General features: G+C 76.7%; 19 protein-coding genes. 12 read left to right on the top strand and 7 right to left on the bottom strand.

Going from position 1 to position 21,587, the window contains the following annotated elements; translation table 11 throughout:
- The first annotated feature begins 28 nt into the window (after nt 1-28).
- A complete protein-coding gene (locus TEK04_RS14015) occupies nt 29-1,489 on the top strand; it encodes a hypothetical protein (protein WP_336404965.1) in 1,461 nt (486 codons plus the stop codon).
- 144 nt (nt 1,490-1,633) lie between these two features.
- On the top strand, nt 1,634-2,512 hold the full coding sequence (locus TEK04_RS14020) for a hypothetical protein (RefSeq protein ID WP_336404966.1): 879 nt from the start codon (nt 1,634-1,636) through the stop codon (nt 2,510-2,512).
- Nucleotides 2,513-2,542: 30 nt separating this feature from the next.
- Here TEK04_RS14020 and TEK04_RS14025 read toward each other — a convergent pair whose 3' ends face one another.
- Nucleotides 2,543-2,692, bottom strand: a complete 150-nt coding sequence (locus tag TEK04_RS14025; protein WP_336404967.1) for a hypothetical protein — start codon at nt 2,690-2,692, stop codon at nt 2,543-2,545.
- 146 nt (nt 2,693-2,838) lie between these two features.
- On the opposite strand from TEK04_RS14025, the gene TEK04_RS14030 reads away from it, so the two are divergent.
- The 7 genes from TEK04_RS14030 (at nt 2,839) to TEK04_RS14060 (ending at nt 13,122) form a co-directional block, all read left to right on the top strand.
- On the top strand, nt 2,839-5,538 hold the full coding sequence (locus TEK04_RS14030; RefSeq protein ID WP_336404968.1) for a putative bifunctional diguanylate cyclase/phosphodiesterase: 2,700 nt from the start codon (nt 2,839-2,841) through the stop codon (nt 5,536-5,538).
- Nucleotides 5,535-8,114, top strand: a complete 2,580-nt coding sequence (locus TEK04_RS14035) for a diguanylate cyclase domain-containing protein (RefSeq protein ID WP_336404969.1) — start codon at nt 5,535-5,537, stop codon at nt 8,112-8,114. Before TEK04_RS14030 ends, TEK04_RS14035 begins: the two co-directional genes overlap by 4 nt.
- Nucleotides 8,111-8,875, top strand: a complete 765-nt coding sequence (locus TEK04_RS14040) for an MBL fold metallo-hydrolase (protein ID WP_336404970.1) — start codon at nt 8,111-8,113, stop codon at nt 8,873-8,875. The genes TEK04_RS14035 and TEK04_RS14040 overlap by 4 nt, the downstream gene beginning before the upstream one ends.
- Nucleotides 8,872-9,465 carry a DedA family protein gene (locus tag TEK04_RS14045; RefSeq protein WP_336404971.1) on the top strand — a complete coding sequence of 198 codons (594 nt, stop codon included), beginning with the start codon at nt 8,872-8,874 and terminating at the stop codon, nt 9,463-9,465. The genes TEK04_RS14040 and TEK04_RS14045 overlap by 4 nt, the downstream gene beginning before the upstream one ends.
- A complete protein-coding gene (locus tag TEK04_RS14050) occupies nt 9,462-11,588 on the top strand; it encodes a phage holin family protein (protein WP_336404972.1) in 2,127 nt (708 codons plus the stop codon). Before TEK04_RS14045 ends, TEK04_RS14050 begins: the two co-directional genes overlap by 4 nt.
- Nucleotides 11,589-11,628: 40 nt before the next feature.
- Nucleotides 11,629-12,042: a hypothetical protein gene (locus TEK04_RS14055; protein WP_336404973.1), complete on the top strand. Its 414-nt coding sequence runs from the start codon at nt 11,629-11,631 to the stop codon at nt 12,040-12,042.
- Between the two features lie 96 nt (nt 12,043-12,138).
- Nucleotides 12,139-13,122 (top strand): glucosyl-3-phosphoglycerate synthase, encoded by a 984-nt coding sequence (locus tag TEK04_RS14060; protein ID WP_336404974.1) that lies wholly within the window; start codon nt 12,139-12,141, stop codon nt 13,120-13,122.
- On the opposite strand, the gene TEK04_RS14065 is transcribed toward TEK04_RS14060, so the two are convergent.
- Nucleotides 13,115-13,777 carry an HAD family hydrolase gene (locus TEK04_RS14065; protein ID WP_336404975.1) on the bottom strand — a complete coding sequence of 221 codons (663 nt, stop codon included), beginning with the start codon at nt 13,775-13,777 and terminating at the stop codon, nt 13,115-13,117. The genes TEK04_RS14060 and TEK04_RS14065 overlap by 8 nt on opposite strands.
- A 72-nt stretch (nt 13,778-13,849) precedes the next feature.
- On the opposite strand from TEK04_RS14065, the gene TEK04_RS14070 reads away from it, so the two are divergent.
- Entirely contained in the window at nt 13,850-14,299 is a 450-nt protein-coding gene (locus TEK04_RS14070; protein ID WP_336404976.1) for a DUF5946 family protein, read from the top strand.
- Between the two features lie 32 nt (nt 14,300-14,331).
- Nucleotides 14,332-15,195 (top strand): TetR/AcrR family transcriptional regulator, encoded by an 864-nt coding sequence (locus TEK04_RS14075; RefSeq protein WP_336404977.1) that lies wholly within the window; start codon nt 14,332-14,334, stop codon nt 15,193-15,195.
- On the opposite strand, the gene TEK04_RS14080 is transcribed toward TEK04_RS14075, so the two are convergent.
- From TEK04_RS14080 to TEK04_RS14090, 3 genes are all read right to left on the bottom strand, one after another.
- Nucleotides 15,102-15,713 (bottom strand): TetR-like C-terminal domain-containing protein, encoded by a 612-nt coding sequence (locus tag TEK04_RS14080; RefSeq protein WP_336404978.1) that lies wholly within the window; start codon nt 15,711-15,713, stop codon nt 15,102-15,104. The genes TEK04_RS14075 and TEK04_RS14080 overlap by 94 nt on opposite strands.
- A gap of 108 nt (nt 15,714-15,821) precedes the next feature.
- Nucleotides 15,822-16,712 (bottom strand): 1,4-dihydroxy-2-naphthoyl-CoA synthase, encoded by an 891-nt coding sequence (locus TEK04_RS14085; protein WP_336404979.1) that lies wholly within the window; start codon nt 16,710-16,712, stop codon nt 15,822-15,824.
- Nucleotides 16,713-16,722: 10 nt separating this feature from the next.
- Entirely contained in the window at nt 16,723-18,549 is a 1,827-nt protein-coding gene (locus TEK04_RS14090) for a thiamine pyrophosphate-requiring protein (RefSeq protein ID WP_336404980.1), read from the bottom strand.
- Between the two features lie 78 nt (nt 18,550-18,627).
- On the opposite strand from TEK04_RS14090, the gene TEK04_RS14095 reads away from it, so the two are divergent.
- Complete coding sequence (locus tag TEK04_RS14095; RefSeq protein WP_336404981.1) at nt 18,628-19,404, top strand: endonuclease/exonuclease/phosphatase family protein; 777 nt, start codon at nt 18,628-18,630, stop codon at nt 19,402-19,404.
- Here the strand turns inward: TEK04_RS14095 and TEK04_RS14100 are convergent.
- Both TEK04_RS14100 and TEK04_RS14105 read right to left on the bottom strand, forming a co-directional pair.
- Nucleotides 19,388-20,035 carry a Pr6Pr family membrane protein gene (locus TEK04_RS14100; RefSeq protein ID WP_336404982.1) on the bottom strand — a complete coding sequence of 216 codons (648 nt, stop codon included), beginning with the start codon at nt 20,033-20,035 and terminating at the stop codon, nt 19,388-19,390. The genes TEK04_RS14095 and TEK04_RS14100 overlap by 17 nt on opposite strands.
- Before the next feature lie 909 nt (nt 20,036-20,944).
- Nucleotides 20,945-21,496: an NUDIX domain-containing protein gene (locus tag TEK04_RS14105; RefSeq protein WP_336404983.1), complete on the bottom strand. Its 552-nt coding sequence runs from the start codon at nt 21,494-21,496 to the stop codon at nt 20,945-20,947.
- Between the last annotated feature and the right edge of the window lie 91 nt (nt 21,497-21,587).

Raw genomic sequence — 21,587 nt, forward strand, 5'->3', positions numbered from 1 at the left:
CGTGCACCCGACGAGGGGGAGGACACCGGTGGACGAGCTCGACATCGCGCCGCGCCGCGCCCTGCCGCCCGTGCCGCCACCGCCGCGGTCGACCGCCCCCGGGCACGGTGTCCCGGCGTCGACCGTGCCCGACGAGACCACCTGGTACGACCCGCACGACCTCCTCGACGACCCCGTCGTGCAGCCCTCCGCCGGCGCCCTCGCCGCGCTGGGCACCCTCGACCACCCCGGGACGGCCGCGGAGTCGGCGCGCGACCTGGTGCTCGAGTCGGGCCGCTGCGCCGTCCTCGACGACGCGCTGCTCGCCGCCCTCGACGCCGCCGCCAAGGCCGCGGAGGCCCGCCGCGCCCTCACGGCCGGCGCCCTCACCGCCGGGGCCCTCACCACCGGGGCCCTCACCACCGGCGCCCTCACCACCGGCGCCGCCCCGGCCACCTCGGGCCCCGGCGCACTGCCCACCCCGTCGTCCGCCCCCGACCCGTCGTCCGTGACGGGGTCACCGGCCGGGCTGCTCGCCGAGCCCGCGCCCGTCCGCACCCCGGGCCCGACCACCGCGGTCACCACCGCGCAGCCGACCCTGCCGCCGCTCCCCCCGATCCGCGCCCTCTCCGCGGGGACCGCAGCCGGGACCTCGGCCGGGACCGTGGCCGGGACCGACGAGCTGGACGACGAGCACGACGAACACGACGAGTACGACGACGAGCTGACCGACGAGGAACTGGCCGACGAGGAGCTCGAGGACGAGCCGGACCTCGACCCGCTGGCCGTCGACGTGGCCGCGGAGTTCGCGCGGCACGACGACCTGGTCGAGACCACCCAGCACGCCGCCCTCGCCGGCACCGGCCGCCATGGCCGGGTCCACGACGGCGTCGCCGACGGCGACATCGACGACCGGGACGACGACCTCGGCCGGCGCGGGTACGGCGTGGCCGCCGGGACGCTGACCCACCGGACCGTGGTGACCCGGTCGTCGCGACGCTGGATCCCGGTCGGGGTCGGCGCCGGCGCGCTCTCGATCGTCGCGGCCGTCCTGCTGACCAGCGGGTTCGCCAGCAACCCGGCGACCACGAGCACCGACGAGGCGGCCCGCACCGGGGCCAGCACCGAGGGCCCGGCCAGCACCCCCACCCCGACCACCCCGCCAGCACCGGCCATGAACACCCTCGACCTCTCCGGCCCGGTCCTCGTCGACGACGTCACCCAGCCCGACGACGCCGTCGACCCCCGGCCCGCGCCGACCGCCGGCCGCAGCACCGCGGCCGTGCAGCCGCAGGTCGCCTCCCCGCCGAGCACCGGCAACGGGACGACGACCGGCGGTACGTCGGGGTCGGGCACCGGCGGCACCTCGGCCAGCACGCCGGCGACCCTCACCGCGGAGACCCCGCCGACGACATCCACGGGGTCCACGGGGTCCACGAGCCCGGTGTCCAGCAGCACGGCGCCGCCGTCGACCGGGACCCCGTCGCCGGAGGTCTCGACCACCAACTGATCCGCCGGCACCTGTGAGCGTCACCATTCCTCGGCGCGTCGCGCAGGACACGCCGATGCCGACTGGTCCGTCACGCACCGGAGTCGCTACGTTGCTCATCCGTCAGGGACGAATGACAACGATGCAATTCACCGGGGGATGGTCGTGGGGTCACACCGACAGCGCCGTGGCGCGGCCGGACGGCGCGCCGAGGCGGTGACCGGCGCGGCGACGGACGCGGTCGCCGTCGTCGCCCCGGTCCTCCCCACCCCGCCCGCGGCACCCGCGTCGCGGCCCCTGCCGCTCCCCCCGCCGCCGCTGACCGGCGTCCGCGGCCCGGCCACCGGGTCCCGCCCCGGCTCCCGCGGTCCCGCGACCGGGTCCCGCGGCCCGGCCACCGGGTCCCGCCCGGGCTCGCGCGGCCCGGCCACCGGTACCCGGCGGGCCCCGGCGCGGCGCAACCTGCGGTGGGTACCGGTGGCCCTCGCCATCTGGATCGCCAGCTTCCTCGCCGTCCCGGCGGCCGTGCTGGTGCACCAGGCGGTCAGCGAGCGCCCGACGTCGGTGGAGAACGCGGCCGAGACCCGCACCGACCCCGGCCCGGACGCCGAGCAGAGCGGCGCCGCCCGCGACGCCGGGGGCACCCAGGACGTCGACCACCAGCGTCCGGTACCCGCGGACGCGACCGGCAGCGGCACCGTCGAGTCCGCCGTCGCCGAGCTCGACGCGACGGCGCCCGACGCCCTCGAGGTGGGCCAGCCCGAGACCGCCCGGGTGCCCGCCGACCCGGCCGCGACCTCGGCCGCGCTCGTCGTGGACGGCACCGTGGGCAGCCACGGCACCGGGACGGGCACCGCCGTCCGTCCCCCGGCCGCGGCCGGCAGCACCACCGGGGCCGCGTCGTCGAGCACGGCCGCACCGACCGCCCCCGCCACCGCCCCCGCCAGCTCCGCCGCCGTGGTCGCCCCGGGGGCGCCGGTCGAGCAGGACCAGCCGGCCGCCGCGGCCGTCCAGCAGGCCCCGCTGGAGGCCGCCGCCCCCTGACGCCGGCTGCCCCACCGCAGCCGGTCGCGGTCAGCGGTCGACGAGCTCCGGGGACAGCGCCCGCTCCACCGACCGGCGCACGGCGTCGTTGCGGCTGGCGACGTGCAGGGCCGCACCCAGCCAGAGGCCCGCAGCGCACGCGAGCACCATCCACACGGTGGTGAGCCAGAGCCACATCATCGGGACCTCGCCGGTACTGCGTCGCAGGAGTGGCCGTCAGTGTGCCCCGCGCGGGGCCGGCGTACACGTCGACGCACCCGACCCCGTCGGGTGAGGATGCGCGGCGCGCGCTCAACCGCCCGACCGCCCCGACCGAGGCTGGTTGCGTGACCCCTCGTCCCACCGCGCCCGCACCCCGGGTGCCGGTCCGCCCCCGGTCGGTGGCCGGCGCGGGCGCGCTGCTGGGCGCGGGCACCGTGGTGACGGCGTTCCTCCCGAACCCCTGGGACGACCTGGGGGTCGGGGCCTGCGCGGTCCTGGCCTTCGCCGGCGCGCTGCTCGTCGGGGTGCCGGCCGGCCGGCGCAGTGCCCACCCCGCCGTGTGGGGCCGGTTCGTGGCTGCCCTGTTCGTGGCCGGCACGGGGGCCTTCGTGGCCCTGCACGTGCCCGGCTCCACCGTCCCGATGACCGTTGGGGCGCTGCCGGGGATGCTGCTCACCGTGCCGGCCGGGCTCCGGCTGCTGCCCGCCCGCGTCCGGCAGCGCGTGCGGTCCCAGCTGGTGACCTCGCTGCTGCTGTTCCTCGTCGGCTGCATGCTCTGCGAACTGGCCGTCTTCGAGCTGGTCGCCCGGCGGCGCCTGGGCGTCGACTCCGTCTTCGACGTCTCGCTCGTGTGCCTGGGCGCCACCCTGGCGCTCACGGTGGCCATCGGGCTGCTGGTCGTCTCGGCCACCTCGGGCGGGCTGCGCCGGGTCGCTGCCCTGGCGCTGACCAGCCAGTCCTGCATCGGCGTCGCCCTGGTGCTCATGGCCTTCTCCGACGAGCAGCGGGCCTCCACACCCCCGCTCGTGGCCACCACGGTCTGCGCGATCACCGGGCTGACGCTGCTCGTGACGGCCGCGCAGCTGGACCGCGCACCGTGCACGCCGGTCGGCGAGGACACCGCACCCGGGCTGGTCACCGCCGTCCTCCCGCACCTCACGGCCACCTGCGGCGGGCTGCTGCTGCTCGTCGGCGTCCTGGTCTCCGGGCGCCTCGGCGTCGCCCAGGCCGTGCTCGCCGCCGTCGGCCTCCTGCTGCTGACCGCCCACCAGGCCCTCACCTGGCGCGAGGGCCAGGAGATGACCAGCCGGCTGCAGCGCAGCGAGGCATACTTCCGCACCGTGGTCCGCGCCGCCGTCGACCCGGTGATCATCCTCGACGAGTCGCTGGCCATCACCTGGTCGTCCCCTGCGTTCACCGCGCTGCTGGGCCGGGGGCCCGAGCGCCTGGTGGGGGCCGACGTCCGGGTCGCCGTCCACCCCGACGACCGGCCCGCGCTCACCACGGGCCTGCTGGCCCCGCAGCACGAGGAGGACCGTGACGGCCGCCAGGTGACCGCCCGCGTGCGGCACGACGACGGCCGCTGGCGCCTGCTGCAGGCCCGGGTGCGCGACCTGCGCGACGACCCCGACGTCGGGGCGCTGGTGCTGTACTGCCGCGACATCACCCGCGACGCCGCCGGGGACGTCACCGGTGACGCCGCCCGCGAGGACGGCACCCCGGCCTGGACGGGCACCGCGCTCGGCGCCACCGACGCCACCACCGGCCTGCCCGACCGCAGCGCCCTGGTCGCCCAGCTGGCCGACCTGGCCCGCACCCGCACCCCGGCGGCCCTGGTCGGCCTGCGGGTGAGCGGGCTCGCCGACACCCACCGCGGTGCCGCCGCGCCGCCCGAGGTCCTCCTCGACCTGGCTGGACGCTTCTCCCGCGTGCTGCGCACCGACGACCAGCTCTACCGCACCGGCCCGCAGGAGTTCGCGGTGCTGCTGACCGGCAGCACCAGCGACGCGGAGTCCCTCGCCCACCGGCTGGTCGGCACGGTGCCGGCCGACCTGCCCCTGCACGGGCTGCGGCTGTCGGCCTCGGCCGGCACCACCAGCCTGGACGACGGCGACACCGAGCCGGTGCAGGTGCTGCGCCGCGCCGCCATGGCCGTCGAGAGCGCCCGCGCGGCCGGCCCGGGCCGGGTCCGCCGGCACTCCGTCGCCTCGCTGATCGCCCAGAACCGGCGGGACGCCCTGCGGGCCGACCTCGCACTGGCCCTCGAGCGGGATGAGCTGCGCCTGGTCCACCAGCCCGTCGTCGACCTCGCCCTGCAGCGCGCCAGCTCGGTCGAGGCCCTCATTCGCTGGCAGCACCCCACGTGGGGCGCCGTCTCCCCCGCCGAGTTCATCCCGCTGGCCGAGGAGTCGACCGCCGTGGTCGAGCTGGGCCGCTGGGCGCTGCGCACGGCCACCACGCAGGTGGCCGCCCTGCAGCGACCCGACCTGGCGGTCGCGGTCAACGTCGCGGCCCGGCACGTGCGCAGCGGCCACCTGCTCGCCGACGTGCGCGACGCGCTGGACCGGAGCGGGCTGCCCGCCCGCCGGTTGACCCTGGAGCTCACCGAGTCGGTGCTGCTCGACGACGCGCACGTGACCGACGAGCTGGCGGCCCTGCGCCGGCTCGGGGTGCGCATCGCCGTCGACGACTTCGGCACCGGGTGGTCGTCGCTGGCCTACCTCGTCGGCCTTCCCATCGACGTGCTCAAGATGGACCGGCAGTTCCTGGCCTCCCTCGGCGACGACCCGCGCCGCCAGGCGCTGTGCCGCTCGGTGCTGCACCTGGGCACCAGCCTCGGCCTCGACGTCGTGGTGGAGGGCGTGGAGACCGCCCGCGAGCTGCAGCTCCTGCGCGGCATGGGGCACCGCTTCGTGCAGGGCTTCCTCCTCGCCCGGCCCACCGAGGTCGACGTGCTGGACCGCGTGCTCGACGACGTCCCGTTCGCGCTGACCGACGCAGGTGACTGCTCGGTGGACCGCGTCGGTCACGGGGTGGTCCGGTGAGCGGGCCGGTGCGCGCGGGCGCCGTGCCGCTGCTGCTGGGGCTGGTCGCCGTCGGGCTGTCGCTGCCGATGACCCCGCCCAGCGGGATCGGGTTCCAGGCCGACAACACCGTGCTGGCCGTGCTGTCGGCCGTGGCTGCCGTCCGCGCCGCGCGGGCCGCGCGCGGACGGACCGGGCGGTGGGCGGTGGTCGGTCGGGCCATGACCGGGGTGCTGGCGCTCTTCGCGCTGGCCTGCGCGATCACCGGCAGTGGCGTCGCGGGCGCCTTCGGGGTGGCCGGCATCGGCGACGTGCTGCTGGCACCGGTGCTCGTGGTCCCGCTGGTCGTGTGCGGCATCCTGGCCCGGCAGTCGAGCACGGCCGGCTGGACCGCCATGGCCGTCGACGCCGGCGCCGTGGTGCTGGCCCTCTGGGTGGTCACCGACGTGCTGGCCCTGCACGCCCCCGACCAGCCGCAGAGCCCCGGGCCGGTGGTGCTCGGCTACGTCGCGTACGCGGTGGTCGCCGTCGGGCTCTCCGGGGCGCTGTGCGCGGTGACCACCCGCGACCTGCAGCTGTCGGCGACCGCGATGGTCGTGGCCGGGGTCTCGATCGCCGTCGCCGCCGCCATGCTCGCCATCGGCATCGACCGGCCGACCCTGTTCTGGCAGGCCGTCGGCGACGTGGCCATCGTCGTGGCGCTCGAGGCGTGCGTCGTCGGCGTCCGCGGCCTGCCCCGCAGCGCCCGGGCCGCCGACGACCCCACCGGCCGCAGCCCCCGCGTCGTGCCCGCCGGCCTGGTGGTCACCGTGGTCTCGCTGTGCGGGCTGCCCGTCGCCCTGGTCGTCGCCGCCGCGCGCGGCCAGCAGCTCAGCACCGCCGCCCAGCTCGCCGCCGCCGGCGTCGTCCTGGCACTGCTGGTGCGCAGCACGCTGCGGATCCGCACCAGCTCCCGGCTGGTCGCCGAGGTGGTGCGCAACGAGGAGGAGCTGCGCAGCCTGGTCGAGGGCAGCCGCGACGGCGTGGTCATCGTCGACGACGCACTACGGGTGCAGTTCGCCTCGCCCGCCGCCCGCGCGCTGCTCGGCCTGCCCGACGTCGACGCCGGCCGCACCGCCCCCGACCCGCACCAGCCCGGCCCACACCTGCCCGACCTGCTGGTCCCCGCCGACCGCCCCCGGGCGACCGCCGAGCTGCGCAGCGGCGCCACCGCCCTGCTGCACCTGCGGGTGCCCGGTCCCGACCGGCCCGTCGAGCTCGAGGCCTCCCTGCACCGCAGCGCCGGCGCCGGCCGCCGCGTGCTGCACCTGCGCGACGTCACCGTGCGGCGGCGACGCGAGCGCGAGCTCGAGCGCATGGCCTACACCGACCACCTCACCCAGCTGCCCAACCGGGCCCAGCTGCACCGCGAGCTGACCGGGCCGGCCGGCACCCGCAGCCTGCTGGTCCTCGACCTCGACGGGTTCAAGGCGGTCAACGACACCGCCGGGCACGAGGCCGGCGACCAGCTGCTGGTGGAGGTCGCCCTGCGGCTGCGCACCGTCGTCCGCGACGTCGACCTGGTCTGCCGGCTCGGCGGCGACGAGTTCGCGGTCCTGGTCGCCGGCGACCTGCCCCAGGCCCTGGAGGCCGCCCAGCGCGTCGTCGACGTCATGGCGCTGCCGCACCGCGCCGCCGGGCGGACCTTCGCCATCGGCGCCAGCGTCGGGGTCGCCCCGGTCGGCGCGCACGGCGGCCAGGTCGCCTTCCGCGAGGCCGACGCCGCACTGCGGATGGCCAAGGCCGCCGGCAAGGGCTGCGTGCGGGTGCTCGACGACGCACCGGTCGACCCCGACGACACCCTGACCGCAGCCCTCGCCGAGGGGCGGGTCGAGGTGCGGTACAGCGTCACCGGCGCCGCCGGGGACCAGCTCCGCTCGGTGCACGCCGAGCCGTTCTGGCTGCACCGCGTCTCCGGGGCACGCCCGCCCGCCGAGACCTGGGCCGCCGCGGTGCGCGAGGGCTGCGCGACCGAGCTGGTCACCCACGTGGTGGACCGCGGCTCCCGCGAGGTGGCCCCGCTGCCCCGGCTGCGGTTGCTCGCCGTCGACCTGCCCGCCGGGGACCTGGACGCCGGCCGGCTGGCCGACGGCGTCCGGCGCTCGCTGACCGGGACCGGTCTGCCCGGGACGTCGCTGTCGCTGGCCCTCCGCGAGGAGGCGCTGCAGACCTCCTCGCCCGCCCTGCGCACCACCCTGCGCGAGCTGCACGCCCTCGGCGTGCGGATCTGCCTCGACGACTACGGCCTGGGCCAGACCATCCACGCCCACCTGGCCCGCGTCCCGCTGACCAGCGTGCGCATCGACGTCGCGGCCCTCGGGGCCCGCGGCGACGACGACCGCACCGAGCGCGCCGTCCGGGCGGTCGTGGCCACCTGCGCGGCCTACGGGCTGGACACCGTGGCGCACGGGGTGTCCCCGGGCCCCGTGCTGGACGCCGTGCTGGCCGCCGGGGTGCGCACCGTGCGCACCCGCGACGATCTGCGGCACGTCCCGCTGGCCCGGGTGCAGCAGGAGCTCGGGCCGGACCCGGAGGCCGCGCGGATACTGGCCCGGTGACGCTCACGTTCCTCGGGCACTCCACGGTCCGGGTCGAGCTCGCCGGGCGCACCGTGCTGACCGATCCGCTGCTCACCGGCCGGGTCGGCCCGCTGCGCCGGGTCGTCCCCCCGCTGCCCCCGCCGACCTGGGCCGGGGTCGACCTGGTGCTGCTCAGCCACCTGCACGGCGACCACCTCCACCTGCCCTCCCTGCGCCTGCTGGGCCGGGGCACCCCCGTGGTCGTCCCCCGCGGCGCCGGCCGGTGGCTGCGCGGCAAGGGGTTCACCGACGTCACCGAGCTCGCCCCCGGGCAGGAGCTGACCGACGGCGGGCTCACCGTCACCGGGGTGCCCGCCGACCACAGCGGCCACCGGTGGGGGCCGCGGTCGACGCACGGGCCCGACGCCGCGGCCATGGGCCACCTGGTCACCGGCGACGGGACGACGGTCTACGCCGCGGGCGACACCGACGTGCTGCCCGGGATGGCCGACCTCGGGCCGGTCGACGTCGCGCTGTTGCCCGTGTGGGGCTGGGGCACCACCCTGGGACCGGGCCACATGGACCCGGCCGGGGCCGCCCTGGCGTGCTCCCTGCTGCGCCCGCGGGCCGCCGTCCCGGTGCACTGGGGCACCCTCGCGCTGCCCGGCGTCGCCGGGACCCGCCGCATGCGGTCGCTGCTGGTCGACCCGCCCCGGCGGTTCGCCGCCGACGTCGCCGCCGCCGACCTGGCCACCCGGGTGCTGGTCACCGAGCCGGGCCACCGGGTGGCCTGGCCGTGAGCGCCCAGGTGCTCGCCTCCGGCTGGACCGACAGCAGCTCGCTCGGCTACCCCGTGCTGTTCGGCGGCGTGCTGCTCGGCTCGCTGGTGCCCGTGGTGCCCACCGGGCCGCTGCTGTCCGTGGCCGCCGCGGTCGCCATGACCACCGACCGGCTGGACATCGCCGTCGTGCTGCTGCTGGCCGTGCTCGCTGCCTTCGTCGGCGACGTCGTGACCTTCTCGGTGGCCCGCTTCGGCGGGCCCTCGGCCGTCCGCTGGATGACCCGCGGCCAGCACGCCGACCGGTTGACCGAGGTTCGCGAGCAGTTCCGGGTGCACGGCTGGCAGATCGTCGTCGTCGGCCGGCTGGTGCCCGCCGGCCGCATCCCCGTGCTGGTCGCCGCCGGGGCGCTGGCCTACCCCTGGCGGCGGCTGCTGCCGGCCTCGCTGGCCGCGGCCACGCTCTGGGCGGTCGCCTACGCCCTGCTCGGGGTGGTCAGCGGCGGCATCGCCGACTCCCCCCTGGTGGCCGTCGGCATCGCCACCGCCCTGGTGCTCGCCGTCGGCCTGGTCACCAACCTCGTGGCCCGCCGACGCCGGTCCCGACGGTGACGCCCCCGGTCCAGCCACCCGGGCGGGTGCTGACCGGCGGGCGGTTGATCGCCCGGGTGCTGCTGGTCTGGACGCTGACCACCGGCGCCCTGCTGCTGCTGGACCGCTGGCTGACCGGGTTCGCGATGACCGGGTGGTGGCAGCCGCCGGTGGCCGCGCTGATGCTGGGCGTGCTGGCCGGGGTGGTGTGGCCGCTGCTCATGCGGGTCGCGCTGCCGCTGGCCTTCTTCACCCTCGGCCTGGGCGGCTTCGTGGTGCTCGGCGCCGGGGTGCTGGGCATCTTCACCGCCATCCCCGGCGTCGAGGTCACCTCGTTCGCCACCTCGGTGGTCGTCGCGGTGTCGATGGCCGGGGTCGCCGCCGTCATCAGCAGCCTGCTGGCCATCGACGAGGACGAGCTGTTCTTCCGCCGCGCCCGTCGCCGCGGCTCGGCCGGCGACGCCACCGAGGTCCCCGGGGTGTTGTTCCTGCAGGTGGACGGCCTCAGCCACGCCACCGCGCAGCGCGCGGTCCGCGACGGCACGATGCCCACCCTGGCCGCCTGGCTGCGGGGCGGCAGCCACCGGCTCACCTCGTGGCACACCGACTGGAGCTCCCAGACGGGGGCCAGCGTGTGCGGCATCCTGCACGGCTCCAACCACGACGTCGTCGGGTTCCGCTGGTACGAGAAGGACCGCGACCGCGTCGTCACCGTCTCCCACCCCGAGGACGCCGCCCTGGTGGAGGCCCGGCACAGCGACGGCGGCGGGCTACTGGCCCCCGACGGCGCCGGGCGGGGCAACCTGTTCACCGGCGACGCCCGGCACGTCTCCCTGACCATGAGCTCGCTGGCCGTCGTCGTCCCGCGCGGCTCGCGGCGCGACCGGCGGGGCCGGGACCGGGTGGGCGCCGGCTACTACGCCTACTTCGCCAACCCGGTCAACGCGCTGCGCACCCTGGTCGCCGCGCTGGTCGACGTCGTCCGGGAGCTGGTGGCCGCCGGCCGGCAGCGCCGGGCCGACGTCCGCCCGCGCATCGACCGCGGCGGGCTGTACCCGCTGGCCCGCCCCGGCACGACGGTCATCGCCCGCGACGTCGTGGTGGCCGCCCTCATCGAGGACATGCTGGCCGGCCGGCCCGTGGCCTACGCCGACTTCGTGGGCTACGACGAGGTGGCCCACCACTCGGGCATCGAGCGCTTCGACACACTGGCGGTGCTGCGCTCGATCGACCAGCAGATCGGCCGGCTGTGGCGGGCCACGCAGCTCGCGCCGCGGCCCTACCACCTGGTCTGCCTCTCCGACCACGGCCAGACCCAGGGCGAGTCGTTCGCCGACCGGTTCGGCGAGACCGTCGAGCAGCTGGTCGGCCGGTTGTGCGGCGACCCCGGTGACGACCGGCGGCGCGGCCGGTCGGGCGCGGCCGAGGGCTGGCAGGCCGCCGCCGTCGTCGCCGAGGCGACCAGCGGCCCGGGCCTGGTGGCCCGCCGGCTGCGCGACCGGGTGGAGCGGGCCGGGTCCACCGAGCACACGGCCCGCGACCCGGTCGGCGAGCCCGGCCGCGCGGCCCGGGTGGCGCCGGGCGTGGTGTGCGTCGTCAGCGGCCACACCGCGATGGTGTCGTTCACCGACCTGCCCGGCCGGGCGACGATCGAGCAGGTCGAGCGCCGCTGGCCCCACCTGCTGCCCAGCCTGGTCGACCACCCCGGCGTCGGCTTCGTGCTGGTGCACTCCGCCGAGTTCGGCCCGGTCGTGCTCGGCCGCGACGGCCTGCACCGCCTGGACTCCGGCGTCGTCGTGGGCACCGACCCGCTCGCCCCCTACGGCCCGCACGCCGCCCGCCTCGTCGCCCGGACGTCGACCTTCCCGCACTGCGCCGACCTGATGGTCAACAGCCGCTTCGACCCGACGACGGAGGAGGCCTCGGCCTTCGAGCCGCACGTGGGCTCGCACGGCGGCCTGGGCGGCCCCCAGCAGCACGCGTTCCTGCTCCACCCGGCCTCCTTCGCCGACCCCGGCGAGGTGGTGGGCGCCGAGCACCTGCACCGGGTGCTGCGCGGCTGGCTGACCGACCTGGGCCATCCCGACCCGCGCGCCACCTCCCCTGACCCCGCCTTCGACCCCGAGGGCGCACCCCCGCGCTGACCTGCTCAAGGACCGGGCACCGCCGTCCGATCAGGGAGGTGTGACCGTCCTGGACCACCCGTCGACCGCGCCCCCCGGCGCCGGTCCGCTGGCCGCCGCCCTCGCGCTGGCCGGCCCGCTGGGTGCCCTCCTGGTCCTGTCCCTCGCCGAGCCCACCCCGGCCGCCACGACCGCCGTGCGCACCGCCCTGCAGCGCGAGACCCGCGCCGAGGACTGGGTGGGCGCACTCGCGGACGGCGACGAGCTCGCCGTCGTCCTCGCGGTGCCGCCGGCCGACCTGGACGCCGTCGTCGACCGGCTGCTGTCGGTCGCCGAGCGGGTCGGCGGGGCCGCCGCGGGCGGGGTGTGCACCGCGGTCGCCGGCCGCTGCGCCGAGGAGCTGCTGGTGCGCGCCCGCGCCGGCCTGCGGGTGGCGTGGGCCTGCGGCGGCAGCCGCGTCGTCCGCCACCCCTGACCAGCGTGTTCCGCGCGTGGCGCGGTCACGTGAAGATCACGTGAACCCGGCGACACCCGCGCGACAACCGGTGCGCCCGTGCCCGACAGTGGGGCCATGCGACCCGACGCCCGCGCCTGGTTCCAGCACCGCACCACGTCGGCCACCGGACTGGCCGAGATCGACGTCCCCGCGCTGCTCGCCGCCAAGCGGCGCGGCGCACACCGGGTCAGCGTCGTGCTGCCCGCCCGCAACGAGTCGGCCACGGTCGGCGGCCTCGTCCGCGACCTGGTGGCCCGGTGGGTCGAGGAGGTCCCACTGGTCGACGAGGTCGTGGTCATGGACTCCGACTCCACCGACGACACCGCGGCCCTCGCCCGCGCCGCCGGAGCCCACGTGGTGGCCACCGCCGACGTGCTCCCCGCACTCGGTTCCCGCCCCGGCAAGGGCGAGGCGTTGTGGAAGTCGCTGGCCGCCACCACCGGCGACCTCGTCGTCTTCATGGACTCCGACCTGCTCAACGACGTCTCGCACTACGTCCCCGGGCTGCTGGGCCCGCTGCTGGCCGACCCGCGGGTGTCCTACGTCAAGGGCTGCTACACCCGGCCGCTCGCCGTCGACGGGCAGGTGCGCGCCGCCGGCGGCGGCCGGGTCACCGAGCTGACCGCCCGCCCGCTGCTCAACGCCCTCTGGCCCGAGCTGGCCGGCTTCGTCCAGCCGCTGGGTGGGGAGTACGCCGGACGACGGTCGGCACTGGAGCAGGTGCCCTTCGTCTCCGGCTACGGGGTCGAGGTCGGCCTGCTGGTCGACCTCCTGCAGGTGTGCGGGCTGCCCGGCCTGGCCCAGGTCGACCTGGGCACCCGGGTGCACTCGCACCAGAGCGACGAGGCGCTGGGTGCCATGGCCGGGCAGATCGTCTCCACCGTGCTCGCCCGGGCCGCGCGGGGCAGCAGCGACCGGCACCGCAGCACCCCGGGCGGGCTGCTCACCCAGTTCACCCACGACGGCGCCGGCTTCGTGCCCTCCAGCACCCCCGTGGCGGTCGACCAGCGTCCGCCGATGGTGACCGTCCGCGAGTACGTCGAGCGGCTGGCTAGCTGAGCGGCGTCTCGTCGAGCGCGGCGACGAGGTCGGCGGGGGTGTCGTAGAGGCCCACCGCGCCCGCCGTCCGGAGCTCGTCGTCGCCGAACCCGCCCGACCGCACCACGACGGCCGGCATGCCGGCCCGCTTGGCCGCCTCCACGTCGTAGACCGAGTCGCCGACCACGACCGCCGCCGCGTCGTGCGGCTCCCCGAGCTTGCGCAGCGCGGTCTGCAGCAGGTCCGGCGCGGGCTTGGAGGCCTCGACGTCGTCGCTGGTGGTCCACGCCTCGGCGAGCTCGCGGGCATCGAGCAGGTCGAGGTAGCGGTCGACTTGATCGGCCTTGCCGGAGCTGGCCAGCACCAGCCGGTGCCCCCGCTCGCGGACCGCCACCAGCAGGTCCCGGGCGCCCGGCAGCGGGGCCAGCTCGTCGAGCAGGGGCTGCACCTCCTGCTCCCACCGCTCGCGGGCGGCGTCGCCGATGCGCTCCTCGAGCTCGTCGCCCCCCACCGCGGCGACCAGCTGGTCACCGCCCATGCCGATGTGCCGGTGCAACCGCCACACCGGCACGGTCTCACCCAGCGAGCGCAGGGCCCGGTACCAGGCCAGGGCGTGGTGGTAGTTGGAGTCGACGAGCGTGCCGTCGACGTCGAGGACGGCGATCTGACGGGGCATGACCTCCCCCTGCCCGGGCGCGGCGGGGGCCAACCCCGGGCGGGCGCAGCGGGTGTGGGGCAGGATCGTCGGGTGCCTCCCGCCAGCCCCACCGACGGGTCCCCGCCGCTGCCCGCCCCGCAGACCCTGGTGTCCCGCTGCCCCGGCTGCGGAGCGGTGCTGGCGGTCTCCCCGGGCCTGGACGCCCGCCACCCCGGCGCCTCCCCCGCCTGCACGCGGCTGTTCGACGTCACCGTGCGCGGCCTGCGCGACGAGGCCCCCAGCGACCTGCGCGCCGCAGCGCTGCTGGACCTGGCCCAGCTGGCCTACGACGCCCAGCACGGCGACGACGCCGAGGCCGTGCGGGCCCTGCGCGCCGCCCTCGGGGAGGGCGCCCGCCGTCCGGTGCAGCCCCGGCGGCCGCCGGCCTGGCGCACCACCGTCGCCGACGTCGCCGCCGACCTCGACGTCGTCGACCTGCCCGCGCTGCTGCGGGCCTGGGCCCAGGCGGTGTCGGCGGACTGGGCCGGCTCGGACATGTGACAGCGCTCCCACGCAGCCCTATCCTGCACGCCATGCCGCACGTGCTCGCCGACCGCCGGGCCCGCAAGAAGGCCCGCACCCGCGTCGAGGTGCGCCGCACGGCCCACCGGCTGTTCGCCGAGCGGGGTTTCGACGCGGTCACCGTGGCCGACGTCGCCGAGGCCGCCGACGTGGCGGTGCAGACGGTCTTCAACCACTTCCCGACGAAGGAGGACCTCTTCTTCGACGGGCGCGACTGGTGGGCGCACGGGGCGGCCGCCGCCGTGCGGGCCCGCGGCGCCGGCACCGGCGCGGTGACCACCGCGCACGCCTGGCTCGAGCACCACGTGCTCTACGTCCCCCGGCTGCTGCGCCGGCCCGCGGTCGCCCGCTACGTCGAGACGGTCCTGGCCAGCCCCGCCCTGACCCTGCGCCAGCGCGAGCTGTTCCGGCACGCGGAGGGCGAGCTGGCCGCTGCCCTGCACGAGGCCTGGGTCGACCAGCTCGGCGACCTGCCCGGCGTCTGCATGACCGCCGAGCTGCTGAGCGGGGTGCTGATCACCTCGGCCCAGGTGGTGCTCAACGAGCAGTGGCGCGCGGGGCAGCCGCAGCAGCCCTGCCCGTCACCGGCCGTGGACCGCGCGGTGGAGGCCGAGCGGGCGCACTGGCGACAGCTCAGCCGCACGACGTTCTCCGCCGTCCTGGCCGGCCTCGGGCAGGTGGCCGACGCCCCGGACGCCCCGACCGGCATGGCCCGGGTCGCGCAGCTCGAGCAGCACCTGCCCCCCGACCTGGTGGCCGCGCGGCGGATGCAACCGGGCCTTCAGCGCGCGTCGACCGCCAGCACCGGCATCAAGGCGCCGTCGACGAGGGCGTCGAGCTCGTCGGCGGGCACCGGCTCGGCGAACGCCGTGTAGCGGTCCCACCACAGGGCCAGCAACAGCTGCCCCAGCAGTCGCCGCCCCACCGGCGTGACCGCCTCGCCGCGCGCCCCGGCCCGGTCCAGCAGCTCGTCGACCACCCCGGCCAGCGGGCGGACGACGGCGGCCTCGAGCCCGGCTCGCAGGTCGTCGTCGTGCCGGGCGGCCCCGACCAGGCCGGCGACGGCGCGCTCCTGCCGGTCGAGCGGGCGGGTCCAGGGCTGCATCAGCTGGAGCAGGTCACCGCGCAGCGAGCCGGTGTCGGCGGGGCGGGGCACCAGGTCGAACCCGCTCACCGCGTGGCGCACGAGGGCGGACATGGTGGGCCAGCGGCGGTAGATGCCGGCCTTGCCGGCCCGGGCCCGCGCGGCGACCCGGTCGCTGTTGAGCCGGCCCCACCCGTCGTCGGCCAGGATGTCGACCGCGACGGTGAGCAGCTGGTCGGACAGCTCCGAGCTGAGCGGGCGTCCGGGGGACCTCGGTTCGGCTCGGACGGTGTGGTCGGCGGGGGTCACACGGGCATGGTGCACGTTCAAGTGGAGTCACCACAACGACCGAACGCGTCCATTGTGTGTGTGTCACACCTCACTGTTGCGCACCGTGTCGCGTTGGCCCACGCAGAGTCACACATGCCAGGGGAACCGGGAGAAGTCCGCCGGCCGCTTCTCCAGGAACGAGTCGCGGCCCTCGACCGCCTCCTCGGCCATGTAGGCCAACCGGGTGGTCTCCCCGGCGAACAGCTGCTGGCCGACCAGGCCGTCGTCGGGCAGGTTGAACGAGTACTTCAGCATCCGCTGCGCGGTGGGGCTCTTCGCGACGACCGTGCGGCCCCACGCGAGCGCCTTCGCCTCCAGCTCGGCGTGCGGGACGACGGCGTTGACCATGCCCATGCGGTGCGCGTCGGTCGCGGAGTACTCCTCGCCCAGGAAGAACACCTCGCGGGCGAACTTCTGGCCGACCTGCCGGGCCAGGTAGGCCGAGCCGTAGCCGCCGTCGAAGCTGCCCACGTCGGCGTCGGTCTGCTTGAACCGGGCGTGCTCGGCGCTGGCCAGGGTGAGGTCGCTGACCACGTGCAGGCTGTGCCCGCCGCCGGCCGCCCACCCGGGCACGACGCAGATGACCACCTTGGGCATGAACCGGATCTGCCGCTGCACCTCCAGGATGTGCAGCCGCCCGCTCACCCCCGCGCCGGCCTCGTAGCCGTACTTGCCGCGCACCCGCTGGTCACCGCCCGAGCAGAACGCCCAGCCGCCGTCCTTCGGGCTGGGCCCGTTGCCGGTGAGCAGCACGCAGCCGACCGTGGTGTCCAGCCGCGCGTGCTCCAGGACCTGCAGCAGCTGGTCCACCGTCTGCGGCCGGAAGGCGTTGCGCACCTCGGGCCGGTCGAACGCCACCCGGACGACGCCGCCGTCCACCGCGCGGTGGTAGGTGAGGTCGGTCAACCCCTCGAAGCCGGGGACGTCGGTCCACGCGGCGGGGTCGAAGGTCTCCGAGACGCCGTCCAGTGCACTCACGGCCGGGACGCTACCCGCCGGTGATCGCGTCCTTCGCCCGGTGCCAGAGCCCCCTCGCCGGGGCGCCCACCGCCTCGCGGAGACCGTCGGCGATCACCAGCGGAGCCGCCGGGTCGCCCTTGAGCTGGGACTTCGCGGTGTTGACCACCTGCTCCAGGGTCAGGTGCGGCGGGATGAGCGGGACGTTCGCGTCGACCACGGCGTCCACCACGAAGGGCCGGTCGGCGGCCAGCGCCTCCTCCCACAGCCCGGCCACCTCGCCGGGCTCGGAGATCCGCCGCCCGCCCATCCCGAGCAGCCTGGCCCAGTCGGCGTAGGGCACGTCGGGCAGGTCCTGGCTCTCGGCGAACGGGACGTCACCGACCATCGCCCGCATCTCCCAGGTCACGAAGGACAGGTCGCGGTTGTTCAGCACCAGGACGACGAACGTCGGGTTCTCCCACGTCTGCCAGTAGCGGCTGACCGTGATGAGCTCGTTGACCCCGTTCATCTGCATCGCGCCGTCGCCGACCAGGGCGAACAGCGGTCGGTCGGGGTGCGCGGTCTTGGCCGCGATGGCGTAGGGCAGCCCGCCGCCCATCGACAGCAGGGTGCCCGAGAGGCTCGCCAGCATGCCCGGGCGCAGGTCGACGTCCCGGGCGAAGTGGCTGGTCGCCGTCCCGCAGTCGACGGCGAGCATCGCGTCGTCGGGCAGCCGGTCCGACAGCTCCCGGACGACGAGCTCGGGATTCAGCTCGTGCGTCTTCGCCCGCACCCGGGCCGCGGACTGCTCGCGCCAGGCATGGGTCCACTGCCCGACCTGCTCGCGCCAGCTGCCGTCGCGGTCGGTGCGCAGCAGGGGCAGCAGCGCGGCCAGGGTCTGCTGGGCGTCGCCGACCAGGTTGACGTCGGTGTCGTAGCGCAGGCCGCAGTTGGCGCCGTCGATGTCGATCTGCACCGCCCGGGCCTGGCCGGGGGCCGGGTAGAAGTCGGAGTAGGGCATGGTCGAGCCCACGATCAGCAGGCCGTCGCACTCGCGCATGAGGTCCCAGCTGGCCCGCGTGCCGAGCAGGCCGATCGAGCCGGTCACCCAGGGCAGCCGGTCGTCGAGGACCGCCTTGCCCAGCAGCGCCTTGGCCACCCCGGCGTCCAGCCGGTCGGCGACCGCGGTCAGCTCGCTGGTCGCGCCCAGGCACCCGGCGCCGGCCAGGACCGCCACCTTCTCGCAGCCGTCGAGCAGGGCAGCGGCCTCGCGCAGCGCCGCCGCCGGCGGGACGGTCGCGGTCGTGCTGGGGACGGCGCTGGTGTGCGCGTAGCCGTGCGCGTCCGGCGGCTCCACCACGGCGTCCTCGACCAGCACGTCGCTGGGCAGGACGACGGCGGTGACCGTGCGGTGGGCCAGCGCGATGCGGGCCGCGCGGTCGACCACGTGCCGCACCTGGCTGGGCTCGCTGACCTGGGCGACGTAGGCCCCGGCGACGTCCTTGACCAGGTTCAGCAGGTCGACCTCCTGGTAGTAGCCGCTGCCCTGCGCGTTGCGGGCGGTGTGCCCGAGCAGGGCGACCACCGGGACGTGGTCGAGCTTGGCGTCGTAGAGGCCGTTGAGCGCGTGGATGGCGCCCGGGCCGCTGGTGACCACCGCGCAGCCGATCGGCGAGCCGCCGTACTTGACGTCCGCGCAGGCGGCGAAGGCGGCGGTCTCCTCGTGCCGCACCTGCACGAACTCGGCGTCGCCGGCGTCCACCGCCTTGCGCAGGGCGCTCATCACGCCGCCGATCCCGTCGCCGGGGTAGCCGTAGAAGCGTCGGACGCCCCACTCCCCCAGCCGTGCCACCACGTGCTCGCCGACCGTCGTCATCGCCTCCCCCTACCCGGCCCGGCGCCGGCCAGACGCGATCGGCGCGCCGGACCTGCGCCGAACCGGCACGCTGGGTCGGTGCGCGTGGGCTCGGTCAACATCGCCTCCGGCCGGGGTGCCGGCGGCCGGTCGGTCGACGGCGCCGCCCTGGGTGCCGCCCTGGCCGGCCTCGACGTCGACGTGCTGGCGCTGCAGGAGGTCGACATCGACCAGCCGCGCTCGCACGGGGTGCACCAGCCGGCGGTCGTCGCCGACGCACTCGGGGCCCTGGACTGGCGGTTCGCCCCCACCCTGGCCGGGACGCCGGACCCCTTCGCGTCGTGGTCACGGGTCGACCCGGTCCTCGACCAGGGCATGCTGGGCGGCCCGCACTACGGCATCGCCCTGGTCTCGCGCGTGCCGGTGCATCGCTGGCACGTGCTGCACCTGGAGCCGGGCCTGCTCAAGCTGCCGCTGGTCGCCCCCGACCCCCGCACCGGCGGGCGCCGGCTGTGGTGGTTCCCCGACGAGCCCCGCGCCGCCGTCGCCGCCGAGCTCGACGGGCTCACCGTCGTGGCCACCCACCTGTCCTTCGCCGCGCCGACCGCCGCCCGGCAGCTGCGCCGCGTGCACCGCTGGGTCGCCGACCTGCCCGGCCCGGTCGTGGTCACCGGGGACCTGAACCTGGGCGGGTCGCTCTCGGCGCTGGTCACCGGGGGGCGCCGACTCGTCGCCGGGCGCACCTGGCCGGCCCCGGACCCCAAGGTGCAGTTCGACCACGTGCTCGCCCTGCACGGCAGCCGTGGCCGCGACCCGGAGGTCCGTCAGCTCGACGTGGGCGACCACCGCCTCGTCGCGGTCACCGTGGACCCGTGACCGGCAACCGGCGGTCCAGCAGGCGGAAGAGCGAGAGCAGGACCAGCGCCAGGACGGCGACGAACCCGGTGTTGCGCAGCGCCGCGGCGTAGCCGAGCTGGCCGACGTCCAGGAACGGGTAGGGGTACCACCCGCTGACCGCGCCGTGCGCCAGCGTGTAGCCGATCCAGGCCAGCGGCCAGACCATCGCCCAGCCGACCGTCGCCCAGGTCACCCGGGGGCGGGGGCCGAACAGCAGCCACCCCAGCAGGGTCAGCGGTGGCGCGACGTAGTGCAGGCCGGCGTTGGTCACCGCGCCCAGCCCGGTGGGGTGCAGCGTCGGCGCCAGGACCACGGCGTAGACCAGCCCGGTGACCACGATCCCCAGCAGCGCGGTCAGCCGCAGCGGCCGCCACCAGCGTCCGTCGTGCTGCCGGTCGCGCACCAGCGGCAGCACCGACAGCAGGACGAGCACGTTGCTCTGGATCGTGAAGTAGCTCCAGAACCGCACCACCCGCGTGCCGGCGCCGGGGTCCTCGGCGGGCACCAGCACGTTCGCCCCCGACACCGCCCGCCCGAACTCGGTGAGCACCGACAGGACGACGACGGCGGCGAGGACACCCCAGAACACCCGGGCGGCACGGTTGACCACGCGGCGATCATGCCGGAACGGAACGACCGCGTGTCGCCAGGGAATCACCAGGTTCGGCCCCTACGGTCAGCGCGCCTCCGGGGTGTCCGGCAGGTCGCGGAGGGGGTCGGGCGGCATGGCGCAGCAGGTGGACAGCATGCGGAGGACCTCCGACTGGCCGCAGGACGGCGCGGTGGAGGCCGCCGCGCAGTGGGCGTCGGCCGTCCACCGGGCGCCCGGCCCGGTGGCCAAGGCCCGCACCGCCCTCGGCAGCGCCGGGGCCCGGGCAGGCCTGGCCGCCACGCTGCGGGTGCTGCGCAGCCTGCCCGTCGTCGAGCTGCCGCTGGGCCGGGGCGCGACCGGCACCGAGCTGCGCCGCTGGTTCGGCGGCGACGCCCGCGTCGCCGTCTGGGACCGCGGGCCGGTTGCGGTGCTGCAGCTGCCCGCCACCACGGCGGAGCACCTGTCCGGGCGGCCGCGCCAGGCGCTGCGCACGAACGTGACCCGGGCCAGGAAGGCCGGGCTGACGTGCACCCCGGTCACCACCGACGACGAGCGCCGCGCCGCCGTCGAGGTGGTGGCGCGGCTGCGTCACCAGGACCCGGCGGCGATGGTGCTGGAGCGCGACCTCGAGGAGGTGGGCACCCGGATGCTGGTGGCCCGCACGGCCGAGGGCGAGGCGGTGGGCCTGGCCGAGCTGGTGCTCGACGCCCAGGTCGCCGGTTTGGCCACCCTGGTGACCGCACCGGGCAACCCGGCCGGCGCGGCGCTGCGCTCGCTGCTGCACCTGGCCGTCGTGGAGCACCTGCTCGCCGCGGACGTGCACCTCCTGGTGGTCTCCGGTTCGATGCTGCTCACCCCGGCCGGCACCCGGTACCACCAGCGGCGCACCGGTTTCGTGCCGGCGCGGGTGCGGCTGGTCGAGGCTGCTCAGCCGATGAGCGCGCGCAGCGCCGACAGGCTCGCCGCCAGCCCGGGGTGGAGCTCGACGCCGGGGGCGGCCAGCGGCAGCCACGCCACCGCGGTGCTCTCCCGGTTGAGCACCAGCGACGACGGGTCGAGCTCGCCGGTGGGCACCGCCAGCACCGTGGTGTAGCTCCACCCCCCGTGGTCGTCGACGGACTGCGCACCCAGGGTGAGCTGACCGGGCAGCAGGCCGAGCTCCTCCCGCGCCTCGCGGAGCGCGCCGTCGGCCGGGGTCTCGCCGGGGTCCAGCGCGCCGCCCGGCGTGCCCCAGGTACCGCCGTGGTGGCTCCACTCCACGCGGTGCTGCAGCAACGCCTCGGTCCCGGCCGGCCCGGGGCGGTGCACCAGCAACCCGGCCGCCCCGACCAACCCCCAGTGCCGGTGGCCCAGGGCGCAGGTGGTCCACCCGTCGGTCGGTGAGGTGTGCGGCACGCCCGCCATCCTCCCCGCCGCGCGCCACCCGGGCCGCCCGGTGGCCACCCGGTAGCCACCCGCCGGCCACCCGGCCCCGAGCACCCGGGCAACCCGGGGTGGCCGGACATCCCTGACGGTGTGCGCACCGGGCAACGGCCGGCGACCGTGAGGGATGTCGGGCCACCCCGTGGGC

It is taken from the genome of Klenkia sesuvii (genome assembly GCF_037083825.1).
In the GTDB taxonomy this organism is placed as follows: Bacteria; Actinomycetota; Actinomycetes; order Mycobacteriales; family Geodermatophilaceae; genus Klenkia; species Klenkia sesuvii.

What these genes read in the sequence shown, in the direction of transcription:
- TEK04_RS14025 (WP_336404967.1), bottom strand. Translation starts at nt 2,692, where the DNA reads ATGATGTGGCTCTGGCTCACCACCGTGTGGATGGTGCTCGCGTGCGCT.
- TEK04_RS14075 (WP_336404977.1), top strand. Translation starts at nt 14,332, where the DNA reads ATGCCGCACGTGCTCGCCGACCGCCGGGCCCGCAAGAAGGCCCGCACC.
- TEK04_RS14060 (WP_336404974.1), top strand. Translation starts at nt 12,139, where the DNA reads ATGCGACCCGACGCCCGCGCCTGGTTCCAGCACCGCACCACGTCGGCC.
- TEK04_RS14065 (WP_336404975.1), bottom strand. Translation starts at nt 13,777, where the DNA reads ATGCCCCGTCAGATCGCCGTCCTCGACGTCGACGGCACGCTCGTCGAC.
- TEK04_RS14090 (WP_336404980.1), bottom strand. Translation starts at nt 18,549, where the DNA reads ATGACGACGGTCGGCGAGCACGTGGTGGCACGGCTGGGGGAGTGGGGC.